A 20,618-nucleotide genomic window follows, 5' to 3' on the forward strand; every position below is an offset into this window, starting at 1 on the left:
GCCTCTTCCACACAGAATGATTAATAATTAGCGTCCTGGTAATTCTTTCGCCGGGTCAGCTTGAGATCCTGCAGTACGGAAGATTTGACCTGGAGCGTAAAGTTAAAGCTTCTCAGGTAGCCGAAGGGAATGAGGCTAAGGCTCATTTGCCAACAGTGCAGGTCCCTGGAAATGGTGAACTGCGTCAGGGCAATATCCACCTTCTTAAAGCCGATAAACTGCAACCCGCTGTTGACATCGACCTTCCAGCGTTCCGTAAGATTGAAACCGCCCCTGAAAGTAAGGTTAGGCGTAAATACTGTAGTATCCGGGGCATTTGCCCTCGTACGCCGCTGTACGCCCAGGCTCGCGTCGACGCTGAGGTTCCAGGGAATGTTGAAGTCGTAGTAGTCATCATATCCGCCTTTTTGCAGCAGCCGCTTCACATCGTCGTTCTTAGCCATGGCTTCCTCCTGCTCCTTTTCGTTCTTCTTCTCTCCCTGGAACGACATGCCCAGACCGACATTGGCGCCCCTCAGCGCCGCCAGTCCTCCCCCGGTATTGACCAGGTATTCGGGTGTTCTAACCCCTTGGTCGTTGTAGCGATACGGATCAAAAACAGCTGAGGCCTGCAGATTGAATACCTTCAATATCGATGTCCTGAAATTCATGTTGATGTTCGACATATTAAAAGAATCGGCGAACAGGTTATAGCTTGCGTTGATATTAAAGCCATCGATAAGGCTGACATTGGAGGTAGCGGCCTTACCCGTGGAGTCCTTGCTCCTGACTTTCATCTGCAGGGTATTGCCCACGGAAAAATTGACAGAGCCATTGTTTTCCCCATTGGTAGGGCCGCCGTAAGGAGCCGTACTATAAGGAGAAGCATAGACACTTCTGCCGGTATAGTCTATCATTTCATACATATAGCCAAAGGGAGAGTGCGCAAAGCCCGGTTGATAAGAGAAGCCGAGGCTGGGGTTGATCACATGGCGCAGGCCGGCGATCTTTCCTTTCTTGAACAAAGCCATACCGTAGATACGCGTGCTGATTGAAGTATTCACACTGAAGTCGCGGGTGGCAAAGAAGCCGGTACGCGTCAGGGAGTCGTTGCGCTTGGTTGCCGGGTTATAGTTCAGGAATAGCTGGCGGGTATTCCAGTATTCATTGTAAGGCACGCTCACGTTCCAGTTGAAATAGCGGAAAAGGTTGTAGGTCGCCTGTACTGAAGCCGTATGCTTGATCGCATTCGTCATATCGTTGAAAGCGATGTTACGCAGGCTGAAAAGGGAATCGTAAGTATTCAGCTGGTTAATGGCGCTCACAGAATAGGTCACCGTGATCTTTTCATACCACCTGGGTATCCCGTTGACCAGCTTACGCTGGAAAGGCGAGAACTGGCCCAGGTTGAAATTGATCTCGGGCAGGGTGATGGACATAGCGCCACCCTCAGTGCTTTGGCTGTGCCGAAGGCCTACGGTAAGCGAATAAGGCTTGCCTATCCAGGTCTTGCCATAAGAGATGGAAGAGCTGTACTGGTTATTGAGCGAGTTGGTAATGTTCATGCTGTTCCGCAGGTTGAAACTGCGGGTACCGAAATTGACGGAAGCGCTGAATGAAGTGCCGGGATGCGCCTTGGGATCTACCTGATGCGTCCAGCTGAACTTGAAGTCCTTACTGTTTGAAAGCTGACTGTTAGGGTTGATCTCGTAGTCCTCTCCTATTTTCTGATAGCTGTACTCCAGCGAAACGCTTCCGCTGTAACGGTATCGTGTGGCATACTGCCCGGTGATGAAAGCAGCCCAGCTGCCCTTGGAGTAAAGATCAAACTGGGAAATAACCCCGAGATGATCGCTTACAGCAAAATAGTAGCCGCCGCGCTGCAGACCCACACCCAGGGCATCCGATATATTATAGGTAGGCAGGATAAAGCCCGATCGTTGTCCCTGCTTGATAGGGAACATACCGAATGGCAGGAACAAGGGCGTAGGAATATCCATAATCTCCAGGTTGGCCGGCCCGGCAGCAATAACCCGTCCCGGTATGACCTTGATCTTGCTTGCCCGGATACCAAAGTGCGGATGGTCGAGGTTACAGGTAGTATAAATACTTTTATAGCCGTAAATACTTTCATCGGGATTACGCTTCACCTGCTCGCTGATCACAAAGCCGTCGCCGTATTTCGAATGGGCATTACGTACAATGGCCCTTTTACTTTTGAAATTATACTTCAGCGTATCGTAAGTGAACGCCTCTTCGCCTTGTTTGAATTCCTGCACCGAGATCTTCTTGCCACCGGTATCCAGTATAGGGACAGCAGAAAGCACATTGTTCTTCTGGTTGAACATCAATACCCCCGACTGGACGCTCACGTCCTGGTAGGTAGCCTTGGCATCGCCATACAGGTAGAACATGCTTTCCTTCATATCCAGCAGGGCAGAGTCTTTAGCGGTAGTGGTCACGGTAGCGGGCAGGGCATCTTTCGATATCCTTATGCCCAGCTCCCGCTCTTTGTTTGCCACCTTGGCGCTGTCGCTTAAGGTGCTGTCTGTCTTCGCAGCGAGACTATCACTATCGGCGCTGCCCGCCCTTATGCTATCTGCTGTTGCCGCCAGGGTATCGGCATTGCCGGCCTTCAGCGTATCCCCTGCCTGAAGCGTGCGCCGGCTATTCTGTGCCGATGCGCCTATGGTGCACAGCAATACAAAAACAGCTACCACGGCAAAGCGGCAGCTTGTAAGGATAGCTGAGCAACAGGAATAGAGCGGGATACTCATCGATGCGCAAAAATAAGCTATAGTTTTTTGACTATGCCGGCTATTTTTTAAGGTTAATTTTGATAAAATTTCTATTTTGCACTCTTTCCTCAATTAAACAGATAACTGCGCAATTTATTTTGCTCACGGCAGTTATAATTTTATTGATATCCTGTAAGTAATTCTGTAGAAAACGATGATGAAAAATAACCGCAGCTACCGTCCTTCCGGGCTTGCTTTCAGTTGCTTTCTTACCCTACTCCTGCTCTCTTTCACCGCTGTTACTTACGCCCAATCAGGCAAATCATTCAAGACAATAGTACTCGATGCCGGTCATGGGGGCAAAGATCCCGGCGCCCGCGGTAAATTCTCCAATGAAAAAGACATTACGCTTGCAGTGGTGCTCAAGCTGGGCCGGCTTCTCCGCGACAGCATGCCACAGCTTAAAGTGGTCTACACCAGGAATACAGATGTTTTTATTGACCTTAAAGAACGCGGTCCCATCGGCAACCGCGCTTCCGGCGATTTCTTCCTCTCTGTGCACGTCAACTCTACTGCCGGGCGCCGCGAAAGGATCCAGACCGGTACGCGCACGGTAGGCAAAGGCAGAAGAAAACGGAAAGTGCCGGTTTATAAAACGATCATTCACCGGGAAACCGCTACAAGCGGCACCGAGACCTATGTGCTGGGACTTACCCGCAACAGCGAAAAAGAACGGGCCATAGGCGAATACGGGGAAAACGTGGCAGAAGAACCGGGTCTGCTGGACAAGAATGATCCCATGACCGCAGTGCTGATCGCGCAGTACTCACAGGCCTTTCTGGGACGCAGCGTGAACTTTGCAGGAAAGGTGCAGGCCAACTATGCTTCCAACGGACGCAACAACCTTGGTGTAAAACAGATGAGCCTGCAGGTGCTGGCCAACAGTACAATGCCGGGTGTGCTTACCGAGATCGGCTTTATCAACAACCCCGACGAAGAGGAATACCTCAATACGCAGGAAGGACAGCAAAATATAGCAATGTGTCTGTACAAAGCGATCCAGGCTTATAAATACGATATAGAAAAAGGCAAGTAAGCCTGCTGCCTTGCAACAGGCAGAACAAAAGAGGCTGTCTCCCGAAATGTGGGGAACAGCCTCTTGCTTTGAATTTATTCTTATCTGGCGGGAACATCACCGGTCGCAATGCGCTTTTGCTATTTCCGGGTAGCCTTGAAGTCGAAAGTAATATTACCGAATTGTTCGGCCGGCGCCGAAGGAGATTTGTTGAACCGTACGCTTTGCAGCTTTTTCAGCGCCAGCGCCCTGATAGTAGCATTGGCCGCCGACACCACACGCGAATCAACGATCGCACCATCCCGGTTGACCGTAACCCGGATCACCACTTTACCCCCCTCCCGGAATTCGGCTTTGGGATCGGGACGGCTGACGATATTGCGGCCTGCGATCGAGTGCCCGATAGCGGTACCGCCGCCACCGGGCACACCGGTGTAATTGCTGGCGCCGGGCGTACCGCCGGGCACACCCATATCACCATTACCCTGCCCTATGCCTTCATTGCTGCCGGGCCGGTTATCCCTTGCACTGTTGCCCCCTTTGCCACTGGCTCCGGGATAGACATAGCGCGGGGCCTGGGCAGGCTTATTGCTGCTGGCCGTAGGCTGCTGTTGTGACATCCTGCTGCGGTTACGCTCGGGCTGAGCCGCCGGCTGCGGGTTGCGCTTTTTATTAGGTGGTGTTTTCGGAGTATTCACAACAGGCGCATCGGCATCCTCTGAGGTCTCCACTTCTTTTTCAGTATGCTCATCAGCGGCAGAGGAAGCATCGGCCGGCAAGGTCGCCAGAGCCGCTGCCGGGTCCTCAGCTATTTCAGGCTGGTCGTCACCCGAGCCGTTGTCCGAAGTACCCAGGTTCACTTCCATACCGGCATCCAGCACCGGTGGCGTTACCGGCGGAAGCGTATACCTCAGCAGCAGGAAGGCCAGCAACAGCAGCAGGTGAATACCGATAGTCCAAACGAGTGCCTTTGTATTTTTCTGTTGTTCAAATGTCATGAATACCCGATTTATGCCGCCGGTCGTGGCTCTGCGGCCTGCCGGTGCTCAAAAATAATCATTTCGGCGCAAAGCGGCCCTAAAGGAAAGCAAAAGACCATTCTATCTTTAACCCGTAAGAGATATTTCCGCAGGCCGGCCCATTCAAATAACCTTATCTTTGCGTTATTTTTCAGACATGGATATTCAGGATTTCATCAGGCTGGCCCTGGAAGAAGATGTAGCGACGGGCGACTATTCCACCCTGGCTTGCATCCCCGAAGACACTCAGGGTAAGGCTACTTTAAAAATAAAAGAAGATGGCATACTGGCCGGCATGGCAGTAGCCAAAGCTATTTTCGATTACCTGGAACCCGGGACGGCATTCGTTGCCCACAAAGAGGATGGCGATACGATCACAAAAGGTGAGATCGCATTTGATGTGGTTGCGCGGGTACATACGATACTGAAAGCAGAACGGCTGGTGCTGAACTGCATGCAGCGTATGAGCGGTATCGCCACATTGACGCGGAGCTACGCCGACGCGATAAGAGAATATAAGGCCCGCATCCTGGATACCCGGAAAACGACCCCGCTGTTCCGGCGCTTCGAGAAGGAAGCCGTACGTATCGGGGGCGGCTACAATCACCGTATGGGCTTGTACGATATGGTCATGCTGAAAGACAATCATATCGACTACTGCGGTGGCATCGAAGCTGCGATCATCAAGACCAATGAATACCTGCGCACACAGGGACTGGACCTTAAGATCGAGGTGGAGACCCGCAACCTGGACGATGTACGCAAGGTGCTGGCCACAGGCCAGGTGCACCGGATCATGCTCGACAATTTCGCTCCCGGGCTCATTACCGAAGCCGTTCAGCTGATCGGCGGTCGCTTTGAGACCGAAGCTTCCGGAGGCATTCATCTCGGCAATATCGTTTCCTATGCCGCCACCGGTGTGGACTTCATTTCCATTGGGGCGCTGACGCATCATGCGGTCAGTCTCGATCTCAGCCTCAAAGCTGTCCTTTAATTCCGGTATCGTATCTATGGAGAAGATCTTATTCATCATCAATCCCAAGTCGGGAGTAGACCGGGTTAAAGCGCTGCAGGGGCTTATTGAAAAGCACCTGGATCACACAAAGTTTACGCCTGACATTGCCTATACACAATATGCGAAGCATGGCACAGCGTTGGCCCGGGAAGCGACGCGGAAGGGGTTCAAAACAATTGTAGCGGTTGGCGGCGACGGCTCCGTCAATGATATCATTGCGGGCATTTACGGCTCCGATGCCACACTGGCGATCATCCCCAAAGGCTCGGGCAACGGCCTGGCGCGCAGCCTCCGCATCCCGCTCGATCCGGTAAAGGCCATCCAGCTGATCAATAAAGGACATAAGAACACAATAGACCTGGGTATGGCCGACGGCCGCATCTTTGTCAGCAACGCCGGTGTAGGCTTCGATGCGCTGGTGGCACGCAAATTCGCCAAGAGCAAACGCCGGGGCATGGCGATGTACAGCTGGATCGTAACCAAGCACCTGTGGACTTATAAGGAGTGGGAATGGGAGATCGAGGTCGATGGCCAGCGCCTGAATGAGAAAGCATTTATCCTGACCGTTGCCAATGCCGAGCAGTTCGGCTACAACTTCCGCATCGCTCCCGCAGCCGATCTCCAGGATGGTCTTTTTGATATCGTCATCATCAGGAAGTATCCCAAAATACTGGGTTCTGCTATTGCCATCAGGGCTTTTAACGGCAGCATTCTCAAAAGCAAATATGTGCGGCACCTTAAAGGCCGTAAGATCGTGATCCGTCATCCTAAGCTGAGCTTGCTGCAAATGGATGGCGATGTTCATCCCTGCAGTCACGAAGTTTCCATAGAGATGATCCCTTCAGCCCTTCCGGTAATTACACCGGCATAAGCTGCATATCCTTTTCAAAAGAAGACCGCTGCAGGAGCCAACGGCCTCCTGGTAATCAAATAAACATATAAGGCCGTCCGAGAACAGCCTTATACGTTTATAATAATGTTGTATTTCGTTTTATTTCTGCACCAGGTTTTCGGCATTCAGCTTAGCTGCCAACACCCGCTCCAGCTCGTCGCCACGCAGATCGGTCGCAATGATCTTACCGGCGGGATCAAGCAGGAAATTGGCGGGGATGGATTGCACACCGTACAGGGCCGCTACTGTAGACTCCCAGCCCTGCAGATCGCTGACCTGGTTCCAGGCAAGCTTATCTTTGGTCACCGCTTCCTGCCATTTATCTTTATCCTTGTCGAGCGACACGCCCAGGATGGTAAAGTTCTTGGCCCTGAACTTTTCATAAGCTGCCACGACATTCGGGTTTTCAGCGCGGCAGGGCGGACACCAGGAAGCCCAGAAATCAATAAGCACAAATTTTCCACGGAAGGTGCTTAAGGCGATCTGCTTACCATCAAGCGAAGCCAGCGTGAAGTCCGGCGCTGTAGTACCGATGCGGGGACCGGAGGTTTTTTCCTGGGAAGCCAATTCACGAACCTTGTCTTTGAACTCGGTAGACAGCTGGTTATCGGCGAAACGCTTGGAAAGGCCGGCTGCAAAGGTTTTCATATACTCCAGCTCCGAGTTATCGCTCAGCAGCTTGCTCACGGCATAGATGGCTACAGGCAGGCTTTTGGTCGTATCGGACACCTGCCGTACATAAGCCCTGAATGCTTTGGAACGGCTGTCGAGATCGGCCTGAACCATAGCGATCACGCTGTCGGGAGCCGATGTTGCGTTCAGGCTGTCGGCCACCATCTCCAGCGCCAGCATCTCTTCATTGGCATTAATATATTGTTTCATAAAAGCGACCAGGCTGCCGGAGCCCGGTGAACCATCGGCTGTATAATCTGCCACATGCGCCCAATCCGATTTCAGGTTGATCTTCTCTCCATCAATGACCACCAGTATTTCCTGCGGTCCCATTTTCAGCCGGTACAAGCCCGGCTCGCCATAGATACCCTTCAAGCTGAACTTACCATCTTTATCAGAGGTAGTGGAGTCGATCAGCTTGGTTTCATTGAAGCCAAGCTCTTCCAGCACCACGCTTTGCGGCGGCATGCCTTTTACCGAGCCCTGCAAATTGAAAAAATGCTCTTCGCTGCTACAGGATGCAAAACTGAGCAATGCAAATAAACCTATGATATAGTGGTAGTTATTTTTCATGAAAAGCCGAAAACGTTAAACGCAAAACTACTATTATTTTATGCCTTCGAATATAAATGAATGCTAAAATAGATTACCCGATAGGTTAATCTGTGGTTAATGGCTGCAGGTAAAAACAAGAGACAAGGTTATCTGTAACGATAACCGTTCATACCTTACCCGGGAGGCAAATCTACCCCGATTCGGCTGGCAGGAAAATACCCGTCGGCGGGTATTTTTAGTGTGCGTAAATAGTTGTATATACCCTTGCTGCTAACCGGGGGATAATGCGTTATTTTGCGGCCATGAAAGAAGTGCAGTACGCTTATGAACAACTGTATGATTTTACAGTAGCTGTATTCAGCAGGATGGGCTGCCCTGAAACCCACGCGCATACCGCTGCGCAGGTATTGCTCTCTGCCGATCTCCGTGGCATAGACAGTCATGGCATTGCACGGCTCAGCGGTTATGTAAGACTGTGGGAGGCCGGCCGGGTCAATCCGCAACCACATATCGACGTCGTGCATGAAACCCCTTCGACAGCGGTCATCGACGGCGATGCGGGCCTGGGGCTTGTTGTCGCGCCGGCAGCCATGCGCATCGCCATGGAGAAAGCGCGGCAGGTGGGCACAGGCTGGGTCAGCGTCAGCAACAGCAATCATTTCGGCATCGCCGGCTATCATGCCATGCTTGCCCTGGAAGAGGACATGATCGGCATCGCTATGACCAATGCCAGTGCCCTGGTGGCGCCAACCTTTTCTATAGAGCGTATGCTGGGCACCAACCCCATAGCGGTCGCCATTCCGGCCGGCAGCCAGCCGCCCTTTGTCGCCGACATGGCCACCACTACTGCGGCCAACGGCAAGCTGGAGCTGCTACAGCGCAAGTCGGAAGATGCGCCTTACGGATGGGTGCAGGATAAAGAGGGCAACGCTTCCGTCAACGCCCATGAGCTGAAACAGGGCGGCAGCCTCTTACCGCTGGGCAGCGACCGCGATCACGGCAGCCATAAAGGATATGCCCTGGGCAGCATTGTCGATATTTTCTCGGCAGTGCTGAGCGGCGCTTCCTACGGTCCCTGGGCACCGCCTTTCCCTGCCTATGTGCCCATCTCTGAAAACATGCCGGGAAAAGGGCTCGGGCATTTCTTCGGTGCGATGCGTATCGATGCCTTCCGCACGGCCGAAACCTTTAAGAAGCATATGGACCAATGGATCGGCCGCTTCCGGGAAGCCACACCTGCCCATGCCGGACAAAAAGTGCTGATCCCCGGCGACCCTGAACGGGAAACCGAAGCCATCAGGAAGGTCGAAGGCGTACCGGTTGCCGCATCGGTAAAGGAGGAGCTGCATGCCCTTGCCCGGAAATTATCGCTCACCGCTCATCTCTTCTCCTTATGAACTTCCAGCTGAATTGTAAAGGACGATTGCTTGCGGCTACGCAACCCTTAGTTATGGGTATCCTGAATGTAACACCCGACTCTTTCTATACTAAAGGAAGAGAAAACAACCCGGGGGATCATTTGCTTAAGGCCGGAAAAATGCTGGAGGAAGGCGCTGCTATACTTGACATAGGCGGCATGAGCACGCGCCCAGGCGCACAAGTCATATCGGCGGCCGAAGAAACAGACCGCGTAGTGCCCGTGATCGCATTGATCCGGCAGCACTTCCCTGAAGCCTTTATTTCGATCGACACCTACAGAGCGGCTGTAGCCCGTGCAGCTGTTGAAGCCGGCGCCGATATGATCAACGACATCAGCGCGGGCAAGCTCGACCCGGAAATGCTGTCTGCTGTTGCAGCCATGAGGGTACCCTATATCCTGATGCACATGCAGGGAACACCCGCCGATATGCAGCACGCCCCGGTATATAACGATGTGACCGCCGATATCCTGGATTTCTTTCTCGGAAAAATACAGCAGTGCCGGGAAGCCGGCATCGCCGACATCATCCTCGATCCGGGTTTCGGTTTCGGCAAGACCCAGGCGCATAATTACCAGCTGCTGAAAGGCATGCACATCTTTTCGATCACCGGGCTGCCCTTGCTGGCAGGGCTTTCCCGCAAATCGATGGTGTACCGCCTGCTGGAATCTTCGGCCGAAGCAGCGCTTAACGGCACCACGGCCCTACACATGCTCGCCTTACAGCAGGGCGCGTCGCTGCTGAGGGTGCATGATGTAAAAGAAGCCGTCGAATGCATCAAACTCTACCGTTTTTACCAAACTATTTAGGATTTTTAACTGTCTAATTCCCTGAAGACAACATTATTTTTTTAACTTCGATGAACATTCATCTGTAAAAACATAGTCATAGTTATGAATTTAAAAATTGCACTGGCCGCAGCAATACTCCTTACCGGGGGCGCCTATGTATCCGACGCGCAACAACAGGCCGCCACAAAAACTGTCGTAACTGCCCAATCGTTCAACGCAAAAATATCGGAGTATGAAAAGGCTTCCGCAGCGCAGCAAAGCACTTTGCTCGAAGGCCTGAAACAGCAGATGAATGATGGTATCGCTGCTGCAAAGCTTAAGATCGCCCAGGCTTCCGGCAATACCGCAGCGCAGCAGGCTTCGGAACAATACCAGAAAAAAGTTGCCGCCTACAACGATGTGATACGTCAGTCCAGAGACAATTCTGCTACCGCTAAAGCCGGTGTTGTAACCGCGCTGAAACAATATGCCGCTACGCTGTAGGCCTGATATACCTTACCGCTCTTCTATCCCCGCACAACAACTGCGGGGATTTTTTGTCCTTAATACGTTGATAAGACATGACTATTGGGATTTGTGCCTGAACTGCGCTATTTTTGAGTTCCTGTTAACCGGCTAAATCCTTCTGATTATGAATAAGATATTACTGGTTGTGGCCCATCCCGCCCTGGAAAAATCCCGGAATAATATCAGGTTGATCAAAGCTGCCGGCAACGTAGAAAATGTTATTGTCAGGGACCTGTACGAGCTTTACCCACGGTTTTCCATCAATATGGCAAAAGAGCAGAGCCTGCTGGAGCAGAGCGATGTCATTATCCTGCTGCATCCCTTTTATTGGTACAGCATTCCCGCATTGATGAAACAATACCTCGACATGGTCTTTACCCATGGCTGGGCCTATGGCAAAGAAGGCGACAAGCTGGAAGGCAAAATATTGTTCAACGCGCTCACGACCAGCGGAACCAGGGAGAGCTATGCCCCGGATGCCCATAACCGCTTTCCCGTATCGGCTTACCTGATACCCTATAACCAGCTGGCCTATGTGTGCCGCATGCATTACCTGCCGCCCTTTGTGCTGCATGAATCGGGCAAAGCAGATGCCAGCGCTTCGGCCCGGCATGCCAAACAGTTCAAACAGCTGCTGAAGCTTTTTGCCTCCGGGCAGCCGGACCTGGCCCAATTCAAGGAGCTGGAATACCTCAACGATTATGAGGTAGAAAACGTATTGTAAAAACGATTACCTTTTTTAAGCGGAACTATGGATCATTCTTTCTTCGTACAAGCATTGATATACCTGGGCTCGGCAGTACTGCTGGTCCCTCTTTCCAAGAAGCTGGGACTGGGATCGGTGCTGGGCTACCTGCTCGCCGGCATCCTTATCGGCCCTTCGGTGCTGGGATGGATCGGCAACGACGGCGCCGATATCATGCATTTTGCGGAGTTTGGTGTGGTGATGATGCTCTTCCTTATCGGGCTGGAAGTAGAACCTCAGCTGCTGTGGCGATGGCGTACCGCCATACTGGGTCTGGGCGGTTTACAGGTATTGCTTACTACGCTCATCATCGGTTTCATTGCGCACATGATCGTGGGGCTCAGCTTCAACCAATCCTTGTCTATCGGCCTTATTTTCGCCATGTCTTCAACGGCGATCGTGCTGCAGACCATGACCGAGAACAACTGGATGCAAACTGTCGCAGGGCGCAATGCCTTTTCCGTATTGCTGTTCCAGGATATCGCCGTAATCCCTATACTCGCATTGCTGCCCCTGCTGAGCCCCGATGAGGCCGCAGGGAGCGCGGCACAAAATCATGTAACGATCACGCAGCACCTGGAGCCCTGGGCCAGGACCCTGGTAGTGCTGGGCGCAGTAGGCGCTATCGTTATCGGCGGCAAATACCTGACCCGGCCTATTTTCCAGATGGTGGCTTCCACCAACCTGCGTGAGCTGTTCAGCGCGACGGCTCTGCTGCTTGTTGTGGCCATTACGGTACTGATGTCGCTGGTAGGCCTCAGCCCGGCGCTTGGCGCTTTCCTTGCGGGCGTTGTGCTGGCCAATAGCGAATACCGGCATGAGCTGGAAAGCGACATCGAGCCTTTCAAAGGCTTGCTGCTGGGTCTCTTCTTCATTGCCGTAGGTGCGTCTATCGACTTTGAGCTCATTGCACAGCGGCCCGGGCTGATTGCGATCCTGGTGCTGGGTGTGATGCTGATCAAGCTGGGTATCCTGGCCTTCCTGAGCCGTATGTTCCGCATGCGCGTCGACCAGTTCCTGCTGTTTGCCTTTGCCCTGGCGCAGGTGGGCGAATTTGCCTTTGTCCTGTTCTCCTTTGCCAAAGACCAGCATATTTTTTCTACCGAGCTGTTTAACCTGCTGATGGTGGTAGTGGCAGCCAGCATGGCTTTATCCCCTATATTCATGCTGGTGATGGAAAAAGTGCTGATGCCGCTAGTCGTTAAGAAAATACCACACCGCAACGGTCCCGAAGCCGATGCCTTCGAGGAAAGCAACCCGGTTATCATTGCCGGCTACGGCCGTTTCGGCAGCGTCACTGGTCGTTTCCTGAAGGCCAATGGCATTAATACTACAGTACTGGATGCCAACAGCGACCGCGTGGAATCGCTGCGTAAGATCGGCATCAAGGTATACTACGGCGACGCCCTCCGGATCGACCTGCTGAAGGCCGCCGGCGCCGACCGGGCGAAGCTGATTATTGTCGCCCTCGACGACAGCGCCCAGGTGCTGCAGCTGGTCAATACCGTAAAGAAACATTTTCCCAACATGCATATCATTGCCAGGGCACATGGCCTCGACGACACTTACGAATTGATGGATGCCGGTGTGCTGCATGTATTCCGCGAGACAATCGACACTTCCTTACGTGCCGGTACCGAAGCGCTCAAGATCATGGGCGTGCGGGCTTATACCGCGCAACGGGCGCACGACCTGTTCCTGCAGCATGATGAAAAATCGCTGAAGAAAATGGCTGCGGCACGGCACGACAAAAAGAAATACATCAACGCCATGCGCAACCGTATCGAAGAGCTGGAAACCCTGATCCAGAACGACATTCACGAGCGCTCGATCCATACCCATACCGGCAAGGACATGAGTGAGATCCGTAAAGAGGATGAAGAAACGGTTGAAGAAGAAGACTAAAATTATACAACAATGGCAAACAAAAAAACACTGGTCATCGGCGCTTCGGAAGATCCCGCACGCTACAGCTACCTGGCCATAAATAACCTTCGTAAAAAAGGACATGATGTAGTGGCGATCGGCAATCGTCCCGGCAAGGTTGCCGATGTTGCCTTCGGCAAGGATAAAGAACCCTTTGAAGGCATCGATACGGTTACCTTATATATCAATCCTACGCGGCAGCCGGATTATTACGACTATATTGTTTCCCTGCATCCGCAGCGCATCATCTTTAATCCCGGCACGGAGAACCCCGAGCTGGAGCAGCTGGCCGAATCCAAAGGGATCAGGACCATGGAGGCCTGCACCCTGGTGCTGCTGAGCACCGGTCAATTTTAAGCAACGCCTTACCCGTAGTGTTTACAGGCCGGAGCTATTCGGCATACAGCAAGTATTTGGCCCGTATCGCCCTGAATTTTACCAGCCCCGGCTCCCAGCTCTTTCGTATCGCTTCTTCGCTCAAGCCCTGCTCGATCTGCCGGCGCAGCGAGGCCGTGCCGGCCAGCTTTTCAAAGAAGGGAATAAAGAACTTACTTTTTTCAGAGTATTTCCCATAGGCTTCCAGCAGCCATTTGATCTGCAGCCTGCCCGCCGTCAGCTCCCGGGCTGCAGCCGCATTATCGGCCAGCAGCAGGCCGTAGCACTTTTGGTTTTTCAGCGGCGGATCGCTTGCTCCGGGCATGCTGACCGGGGTAAAAGAATAGGTGTACCCTTTCAGCAGCGGGCTGCCGAACTGCTGGAAAGGCTTGCTGGTACCGCGGCCCAGGCTGATTGTCGTTCCCTCAAAGAAGCACAGCGAGGGATAGAGATAAATGGCCGCCATATTTTTCAGGTTGGGAGAGGGCGATACCGGCAGCTCGTACACGCTGCGATGGGTATAGCCCGAACAGGGGATTACCTTCAGCCCGGGAGCTGCTCCCTTCATCCATTTTTCCCCGACCAGCATTCCGGCATATTCGCCGGGTGTCATGCCGTATACCACCGGGATGGGCTGCATACCGACAAAGGAGCTGTTGGCCGGTTCCAGCACCGGGCCGTCTACGATATGCCCCAGCGGATCGGGCCGGTCCAGGATCATCAATGCTTTCTTCTGCTCGCTGCAGGCTTCCATGGCGTATTGCAGGGTAGAGATATACGTATAGAACCTCGCGCCTACATCCTGGAGGTCGTACACCAGCACGTCCACGTCTTTCAACTGTTCGGCAGAAGGTTTTTTATTGCTGCCGTAAAGGGAGATCACCTGTAAGCCGGTACGGCTATCCACACCGCTCTTTACATGGGCGCCGGCATCGGCATTACCCCTGAAGCCATGCTCGGGCGAAAAGATCTTCACGACTTTAACGCCCAGCTTCAACAACGTATCGGGCAGCAGCACGCCATTGATCTCCGAGGTTTGGTTGACCAGCAGGGCTACTCTTTTCCCCTTCAGCGCAGGCAGATAGGATGCAGTGCTATAAGCACCCGGCAGAACAGGTTTAGCACTCTTTTCCTGGCCATAAACGGCGCCGGTAAACAGGCTAAAGAGACTCAAAGCAATAAGGAAGAATAAACGCATCATAAAGATTAATTGTGTTTAGCAGTCGCTCCGCCCCACCCTGGCGCAGGCAGCCGTGATCTTTGTTGAGAAAGCAAACAGGTAGAGCAGCAACGACACAAAAATAAGCGTTTGCTGACTGAATCAAAAGATAACAGCGCAACAATACCATCGCCAATGGATCGTGCCGCATGATTTTATCTGTTTCGATTATCATTTACCCTAAAAAATTAAACCCTATGCCCATTCAGCTCAATCCTATCAACGTAGTCAACGTAAAAGACTATGGCGCTCTTGGCAATGGTGTCCAGGACGACACTGCTGCGATTTTAAATGCGCTCGACGACATTAATACCAACTATGTACAGAGCCAATTGATCGTGGGGAGCCTTGGCACAGCGTCGACGCCGACCTTGTTCTTTCCTCATGGCAGATACAGGATCAGTGAGCCGATCATCTTTAATCGTTCAGGTACGAATCATGCTCACGGCCAGATCAAGGTGATCGGCGAAAATGCGATTATCTTACCTTTGGAGCCTTCCGGAACAGGCCCCGGATTCAGCGGCACAAACGCCTTTTTGTTCAATGCCGCCTCGGGGGTAAGCCTGCAGAAGATGACCTTTGTAGGTTTTCCCGGAACAGCAGTATCCTTGGTCAATGGAAATTCTGACACAGCAAGGCTAACCGTAGAAGACTGTGAATTTTACAAGAACGACACCGGTTTATTTATCCAAACAGGCTCTACACAGACCACTGTAGAAAAATGTAAATTCTTTTACAATCGCGTCGCCGTGGACATGAATGGCGGTGATCAGCTGGAAATCCGGGACTGCTGGATACATGCCGCTGCTATGGACGGGGGCAGCCAGACCGTGGTTAACTGGCCCGCCCAGATCGAGAACCGGCAGGCAGCCTATGTCCTTATAGAATCTACCATACTGGTACCTGCAGAGTCGCCGGGTAAGGTATCGGAACCAGCCTGGATCAACAATCATAATGGCAGCATTACCTGCAACAGGGTCCGGCAGGGTTCTGAGGTCGAGGGAGGCATGACGTTGATCAACAATTTCGCCAAATCAAGGCCTACCATAAGCAACTACAATCCCAATGCCATCATCGTCAAGGAGAGCCAATGTTATGCCTTTGAAAATAGCGCCCTGAGACCGACCATAGTAAGGTATGTAGAGGCTGTTCCCAATATGACCGTAATCAAGAACAACAGGGGCATCATCGATGGCCGCATTATGAATTTTTCCAAAAAGAAATATGATGATTTTCTTGCAGCCAATCCCGGGAGCACGCTCAGCTTTAACGATTATGCGCGGCAATATATCGTATACAACGGCGCAAGCAATGGCAGTGCCGTGTTTAAGATAAATGTCCTGGTGGAAGTCGTCAACAACATCAGGGGCATCCCTCATGACAACGGTTCGCAGGTACCTACTCCCTTGCTTGATTTTGTAAGGGACAAAGCAACCTTATGGCCCAGCCGCGCCGGCGCGCTTCCGGTATTAGAGACTAATGTACTGCGGGATGCAAACAATGCACAGTATGGCATCGCGTACACCTTCGAATACCCTTCGGATATATCCAATTCCGTACTGCTGGTACGTTACTCTGGCAATCCCCTGATCCAGGGATCCGGCATATACAGTGGCGGGTACGTCGGCATTCTGAAAGCCAACGGTGCATTATATGGGAATCTGCAGGGCTGGTTCTTCGAGCAAAAAGAACTATTTAATAAAGCGGGCTCTTCCAATGCGACATTTGTTAATGGCAGCTTCAATATCGAAGCCGCCTGGAAACACGGCGTTATTTACAACAACGCTACCACACTCGAAGATTTTTCAATATTGCCTTTCAACCCCAATACTCCGGAACTGACAGCTGAACAACGTAAATTCACCCTTACGTTTACCGGATCGACAGCCAGCGATCAAATCGAAGTCATTCCGATTGAAAACCTGGTCTACAATTTTGCTTAATACGGCTTTTAACAACCCTTCGGGGAGGTCACCTCAATGACCTCCCCTTTTTGTTTTATCTACGCCACGTTTTGGCGTAGTCCCGTTCTACTTTTGCCCTGTAAATGGTGACCGGCAAGCCCTGAAACGAAAATAAGTACTTATAGCAGCATCAGGAATACCACCTTGCCGCCGGTACAGATTTCGTAACTTTGCTGTCTGAAATTTTCCCTTTCATGACAATTAATGAGATCCAGGACCAGATCATTGAAGATTTTTCCTACTATGATGACTGGATGGAGAAGTACGAACATATTATACAGTTGGGTAAAGCGCTTCCACTGATCGACGAACAATACAAAACGGATGATCACCTCATCAGGGGTTGCCAATCGAGGGTATGGCTGCATGCAGAGATCAAAGACGGCAAGGTACAGTTTACTGCCGACAGCGATGCCATTATCACCAAAGGGCTGGTAGGGCTGATGATCAGTGTGCTGTCGGGACAACCGGCCAAGGACATCGCTGCCGCCGATATTTATTTTATCGACCGGATAGGCCTGAAAAGCCACCTTTCTCCCACGCGCAGCAACGGCCTGCTGGCTATGCTGAAGCAGATGAAATTGTACGCCGTAGCCTTTAGCGCCACACAAGCCTCCTGACGCGGGCATAAAAAAGAATGCAATGAATCTATATGATGAAATAGTAGCTGTGCTGCATACCGTGCACGATCCCGAAATACCGGTAAATATTTATGAGCTGGGCCTGGTATACGAAATCAAGATCGAGGAAGGCGGCAAAGTGGGCATTGTAATGACGCTGACTGCGCCGGCCTGCCCTGCTGCCGGTGAAATTATTTTTGACGTACAATCCAAGCTGGAAGCGCTGGAAGGGGTTAACGACGTGCACGTCCAGCTGACCTTCGACCCGCCCTGGAGCAAGGATATGATGAGCGAAGAGGCTAAGCTGGAACTGGGATTTCTCTAAACATGCCGTTAATAAGTGAGGATTCTCTATTTTTGTCAGCCCTTTTGCCAATTCTTATTATAAATTAGCATAATCAATTGGATTCCCTGCTGATTGTCAAAACTTCAAAATTTAAGGAATGTCATCAACCTGGTTCAGGCGTATCAAAAAAGGTATTTCTACCGAAACGAAGGAAAAGAAAGAAGCACCCGACGGTCTCTGGCACAAATGCCCGGAGTGCCGGACTACGGTTACGCAAACTGCGCTGAAAGAGAATCTGTACCTCTGCCCCAACTGTAACTACCACAACCGGATCAATGCCATAGAGTATTTCGACATCCTTTTCGACAAAGGAGAATATAAAGAGCTCTTTGATAACATCGCCCCTAAAGACGAGCTTCACTTCGTAGATGTGAAGCCCTACGCCGCCCGGCTGAAAAGCGCACAAAAGCAAACCGGCCTGCTCGATGCCATGACGGTAGGCGTAGGCGAGGTGGAAGGCAAGAAGCTGGTGGTCGCCTGCATGAACTTCAACTTTATCGGCGGCTCTATGGGCTCCGTGGTGGGCGAAAAGATCGCACGTGGCATCGACCACTGCATCAAGCATAAGCTGCCCTTCATGATCATTTCCAAATCGGGCGGGGCCCGCATGATGGAAAGCGCATTCTCCCTGATGCAAATGGCCAAAACATCGGCCAAGCTTACGCAGCTGGCGCATGCAAAGCTGCCTTATATATCTTTGATGACCGACCCTACTACCGGTGGCGTAACCGCTTCCTTTGCCATGCTGGGCGACATCAATATAGCCGAGCCTAAAGCGCTGATCGGATTTGCCGGTCCCCGTATCATTAAAGAAACCATCAAGAAAGATCTTCCTCCCGGCTTCCAGCGCAGCGAATTCCTCGTGGAAAAAGGCTTCCTGGATTTCGTGATCAACCGGAAGGACCTGAAGCGTAAGCTGAGCGATGTGATGGACTGGTTTGGCAAATAAAAACCAATTATCCCACACCGGGTAAAGAATGAAACAAGCGGGCATTGTGGAATCAACAGGGGCCGGGATATCGCCTGCCCATTATTAAGATATCCGCACGTTCCCGGAAATAAAGCTGTAAACAATTTCACATCATATTTAAATCAACAAAACATGTCGGAAGAAAAACTGAAAGCGCTCAGGATGACGCTGGATAAGATAGATAAAGATTTTGGCAAAGGCTCCGTAATGAAGCTGGGCGATAAGCAGCAGAATGAGATCGAAGTGACTTCGACCGGTTCACTGGGCCTGGATATGGCGCTCGGCGTAGGCGGCTTTCCCAAGGGAAGGATTATCGAGATCTACGGACCGGAATCTTCCGGTAAAACGACTATCGCGATCCATACCATTGCTGAAGCGCAGAAGAAAGGCGGGATATGCGCCATTGTGGATGCCGAGCACGCTTTCGATGCTGCTTATGCCCGCAAGTTGGGTGTCGATGTAGACAACCTGCTCATCTCCCAGCCCGACTACGGCGAGCAGGCGCTGGAGATCGCAGAAAGGCTGATCCTTTCCGGCGCGCTGGATATCGTGGTAATCGACTCTGTGGCAGCCCTGGTACCCAAGAGCGAGCTGGAGGGTGAAATGGGCGACAGCAAGATGGGCCTGCAGGCCCGCCTGATGAGCCAGGCCATGCGTAAGCTTACGGCTACTATCGCGCGTACCAACTGTACCTGTATCTTCATCAACCAGCTGCGTGAAAAGATCGGCGTCATGTTTGGCAACCCTGAGACAACTACCGGTGGTAATGCTCTTAAATTCTACGCTTCCATCCGTCTCGATATCCGTCGTATATCCCAGATCAAAGACGGTGATACCGCTACCGGTAACCGTACCCGCGTTAAGGTAGTGAAGAACAAGGTAGCGCCTCCTTTCCGCCAGGTAGAATTCGATATCGTCTTTGGGGAAGGCATCAGCAAGATCGGAGAGATCATCGACATGGGTGTAGATATGGGTATCCTCAACAAAAGCGGTTCCTGGTTCAGCTATGGCGAAAACAAGATCGGACAGGGCCGCGATGCTGTGAAGAATTTCCTCCTGGACAATCCTGAATTTGCAACAGAGATCGAGAACAAGATCCGGGAAGGTCTTAAGGCCAAGGCTGTTGCCTGATCCCCTGATCATTTAATCCCATAATATACACGAAGCCGTTCCCTTGCCGGGGAACGGCTTCGTGCTGTACGCCTCTCCCTGCGTCTTTTCTATCCATAGACCAGCGGACGATAAACTCCCCGAATCTTTCCGAGTCAAAGAGATAACAACAAAAAATGCAGAACAATGAAAAAGAAGAATTGGCTTTCGTTTATTGCCCTGGCTTTGATCGTATCGATCGGTATGAGTTCCTGCTATTACGGCGGCTACGGGCCGCGTCGCCCGCACCGCCCGCATTATCACCACCACCATCACGGCTATTATCGTTAAGGTGAAGAAGAACTAGCAAGCTAAGGTATTCTTTAGCTTACAAAAAAACAGAGGCTGTCTAAAAAGGAGTAATTTTTGTCCTATTGAGCGTAGTCGGAATAGAACAAAAATTATGGCTCAGCCTGTTTACATTTCGACTCCGTTCAATGTGACAGGCCTGAAACCTTTCAGGACAGCCTCTTGTTTTATAAAAGAAGCTGCTGCAGGGAGCACTTCATGCCGGTAGCCCGGAATGCTGTTAATACACACCGCCTTCATCACGTTTGACATGCTCCAGCAGCTCCAGTCTCGGGCACTGCGAAGGGCAACGCATCTTCGCTTTCAATTCCCGCTTTTTGATCATTCCTTTATA

At 51.7% G+C, this 20,618-nt stretch carries 19 protein-coding genes; 15 read left to right on the forward strand and 4 right to left on the reverse strand.

Going from position 1 to position 20,618, the window contains the following annotated elements; all coding sequences use genetic code 11:
- Positions 1 to 20: 20 nt before the first annotated feature.
- The gene (locus tag DZC79_RS10240; protein ID WP_118951456.1) at positions 21 to 2,756 is read right to left on the reverse strand and encodes a putative LPS assembly protein LptD; all 2,736 of its coding nucleotides are present in this window, start codon (positions 2,754 to 2,756) and stop codon (positions 21 to 23) included.
- A gap of 175 nt (positions 2,757 to 2,931) precedes the next feature.
- On the opposite strand from DZC79_RS10240, the gene DZC79_RS10245 reads away from it, so the two are divergent.
- Complete coding sequence (locus DZC79_RS10245; RefSeq protein ID WP_118951457.1) at positions 2,932 to 3,813, forward strand: N-acetylmuramoyl-L-alanine amidase family protein; 882 nt, start codon at positions 2,932 to 2,934, stop codon at positions 3,811 to 3,813.
- Between the two features lie 119 nt (positions 3,814 to 3,932).
- Here the strand turns inward: DZC79_RS10245 and DZC79_RS10250 are convergent, their stop codons facing one another.
- Positions 3,933 to 4,790: an energy transducer TonB family protein gene (locus DZC79_RS10250; RefSeq protein WP_118951458.1), complete on the reverse strand. Its 858-nt coding sequence runs from the start codon at positions 4,788 to 4,790 to the stop codon at positions 3,933 to 3,935.
- 178 nt (positions 4,791 to 4,968) lie between these two features.
- Between DZC79_RS10250 and nadC the strand changes: the two genes are divergently transcribed.
- Together nadC and DZC79_RS10260 are read left to right on the forward strand one after the other, a co-directional pair.
- Positions 4,969 to 5,805: a carboxylating nicotinate-nucleotide diphosphorylase gene (gene nadC / locus DZC79_RS10255; RefSeq protein ID WP_118951459.1), complete on the forward strand. Its 837-nt coding sequence runs from the start codon at positions 4,969 to 4,971 to the stop codon at positions 5,803 to 5,805.
- A 16-nt stretch (positions 5,806 to 5,821) separates the two neighbouring features.
- The gene (locus tag DZC79_RS10260) at positions 5,822 to 6,697 is read left to right on the forward strand and encodes a diacylglycerol/lipid kinase family protein (protein ID WP_157977057.1); all 876 of its coding nucleotides are present in this window, start codon (positions 5,822 to 5,824) and stop codon (positions 6,695 to 6,697) included.
- 120 nt (positions 6,698 to 6,817) lie between these two features.
- Here the strand turns inward: DZC79_RS10260 and DZC79_RS10265 are convergent, their stop codons facing one another.
- Positions 6,818 to 7,963: a TlpA disulfide reductase family protein gene (locus tag DZC79_RS10265; protein ID WP_198666843.1), complete on the reverse strand. Its 1,146-nt coding sequence runs from the start codon at positions 7,961 to 7,963 to the stop codon at positions 6,818 to 6,820.
- Positions 7,964 to 8,229: 266 nt separating this feature from the next.
- Here DZC79_RS10265 and DZC79_RS10270 point away from each other — a divergent pair, with 266 nt between their 5' ends.
- The 6 genes from DZC79_RS10270 (at position 8,230) to DZC79_RS10295 (ending at position 13,689) form a co-directional block, all read left to right on the forward strand.
- The gene (locus DZC79_RS10270) at positions 8,230 to 9,342 is read left to right on the forward strand and encodes an Ldh family oxidoreductase (RefSeq protein WP_232831809.1); all 1,113 of its coding nucleotides are present in this window, start codon (positions 8,230 to 8,232) and stop codon (positions 9,340 to 9,342) included.
- A complete protein-coding gene (gene folP, locus DZC79_RS10275) occupies positions 9,339 to 10,172 on the forward strand; it encodes a dihydropteroate synthase (protein ID WP_118951462.1) in 834 nt (277 codons plus the stop codon). The genes DZC79_RS10270 and folP overlap by 4 nt, the downstream gene beginning before the upstream one ends.
- Before the next feature lie 84 nt (positions 10,173 to 10,256).
- Complete coding sequence (locus DZC79_RS10280; RefSeq protein ID WP_118951463.1) at positions 10,257 to 10,637, forward strand: hypothetical protein; 381 nt, start codon at positions 10,257 to 10,259, stop codon at positions 10,635 to 10,637.
- Between the two features lie 148 nt (positions 10,638 to 10,785).
- Entirely contained in the window at positions 10,786 to 11,385 is a 600-nt protein-coding gene (locus tag DZC79_RS10285; protein WP_118951464.1) for an NAD(P)H-dependent oxidoreductase, read from the forward strand.
- A 27-nt stretch (positions 11,386 to 11,412) separates the two neighbouring features.
- Positions 11,413 to 13,311, forward strand: coding sequence for a monovalent cation:proton antiporter-2 (CPA2) family protein (locus DZC79_RS10290; RefSeq protein WP_118951465.1), 1,899 nt, complete (start codon positions 11,413 to 11,415; stop codon positions 13,309 to 13,311).
- A gap of 12 nt (positions 13,312 to 13,323) precedes the next feature.
- Positions 13,324 to 13,689, forward strand: coding sequence for a CoA-binding protein (locus DZC79_RS10295; RefSeq protein ID WP_118951466.1), 366 nt, complete (start codon positions 13,324 to 13,326; stop codon positions 13,687 to 13,689).
- 34 nt (positions 13,690 to 13,723) lie between these two features.
- Here DZC79_RS10295 and DZC79_RS10300 read toward each other — a convergent pair whose 3' ends face one another.
- The gene (locus tag DZC79_RS10300; RefSeq protein WP_232831810.1) at positions 13,724 to 14,908 is read right to left on the reverse strand and encodes an exo-beta-N-acetylmuramidase NamZ family protein; all 1,185 of its coding nucleotides are present in this window, start codon (positions 14,906 to 14,908) and stop codon (positions 13,724 to 13,726) included.
- A gap of 215 nt (positions 14,909 to 15,123) precedes the next feature.
- Here DZC79_RS10300 and DZC79_RS10305 point away from each other — a divergent pair, with 215 nt between their 5' ends.
- From DZC79_RS10305 to DZC79_RS21190, 6 genes are all read left to right on the forward strand, one after another.
- Positions 15,124 to 16,869, forward strand: a complete 1,746-nt coding sequence (locus DZC79_RS10305; RefSeq protein WP_157977058.1) for a glycosyl hydrolase family 28-related protein — start codon at positions 15,124 to 15,126, stop codon at positions 16,867 to 16,869.
- A 215-nt stretch (positions 16,870 to 17,084) separates the two neighbouring features.
- The gene (locus tag DZC79_RS10310) at positions 17,085 to 17,510 is read left to right on the forward strand and encodes a SufE family protein (protein ID WP_118951469.1); all 426 of its coding nucleotides are present in this window, start codon (positions 17,085 to 17,087) and stop codon (positions 17,508 to 17,510) included.
- A gap of 22 nt (positions 17,511 to 17,532) precedes the next feature.
- Positions 17,533 to 17,835, forward strand: a complete 303-nt coding sequence (locus DZC79_RS10315; RefSeq protein ID WP_118951470.1) for a metal-sulfur cluster assembly factor — start codon at positions 17,533 to 17,535, stop codon at positions 17,833 to 17,835.
- Between the two features lie 118 nt (positions 17,836 to 17,953).
- Complete coding sequence (gene accD, locus DZC79_RS10320; protein ID WP_118951471.1) at positions 17,954 to 18,805, forward strand: acetyl-CoA carboxylase, carboxyltransferase subunit beta; 852 nt, start codon at positions 17,954 to 17,956, stop codon at positions 18,803 to 18,805.
- Between the two features lie 153 nt (positions 18,806 to 18,958).
- On the forward strand, positions 18,959 to 19,957 hold the full coding sequence (gene recA, locus DZC79_RS10325) for a recombinase RecA (RefSeq protein WP_118951472.1): 999 nt from the start codon (positions 18,959 to 18,961) through the stop codon (positions 19,955 to 19,957).
- A 165-nt stretch (positions 19,958 to 20,122) separates the two neighbouring features.
- The gene (locus DZC79_RS21190; protein WP_157977059.1) at positions 20,123 to 20,266 is read left to right on the forward strand and encodes a hypothetical protein; all 144 of its coding nucleotides are present in this window, start codon (positions 20,123 to 20,125) and stop codon (positions 20,264 to 20,266) included.
- Positions 20,267 to 20,618 lie beyond the last annotated feature (352 nt).

It is taken from the genome of Taibaiella helva (assembly GCF_003545695.1).
In the GTDB taxonomy this organism is placed as follows: domain Bacteria; phylum Bacteroidota; class Bacteroidia; order Chitinophagales; family Chitinophagaceae; genus Taibaiella; species Taibaiella helva.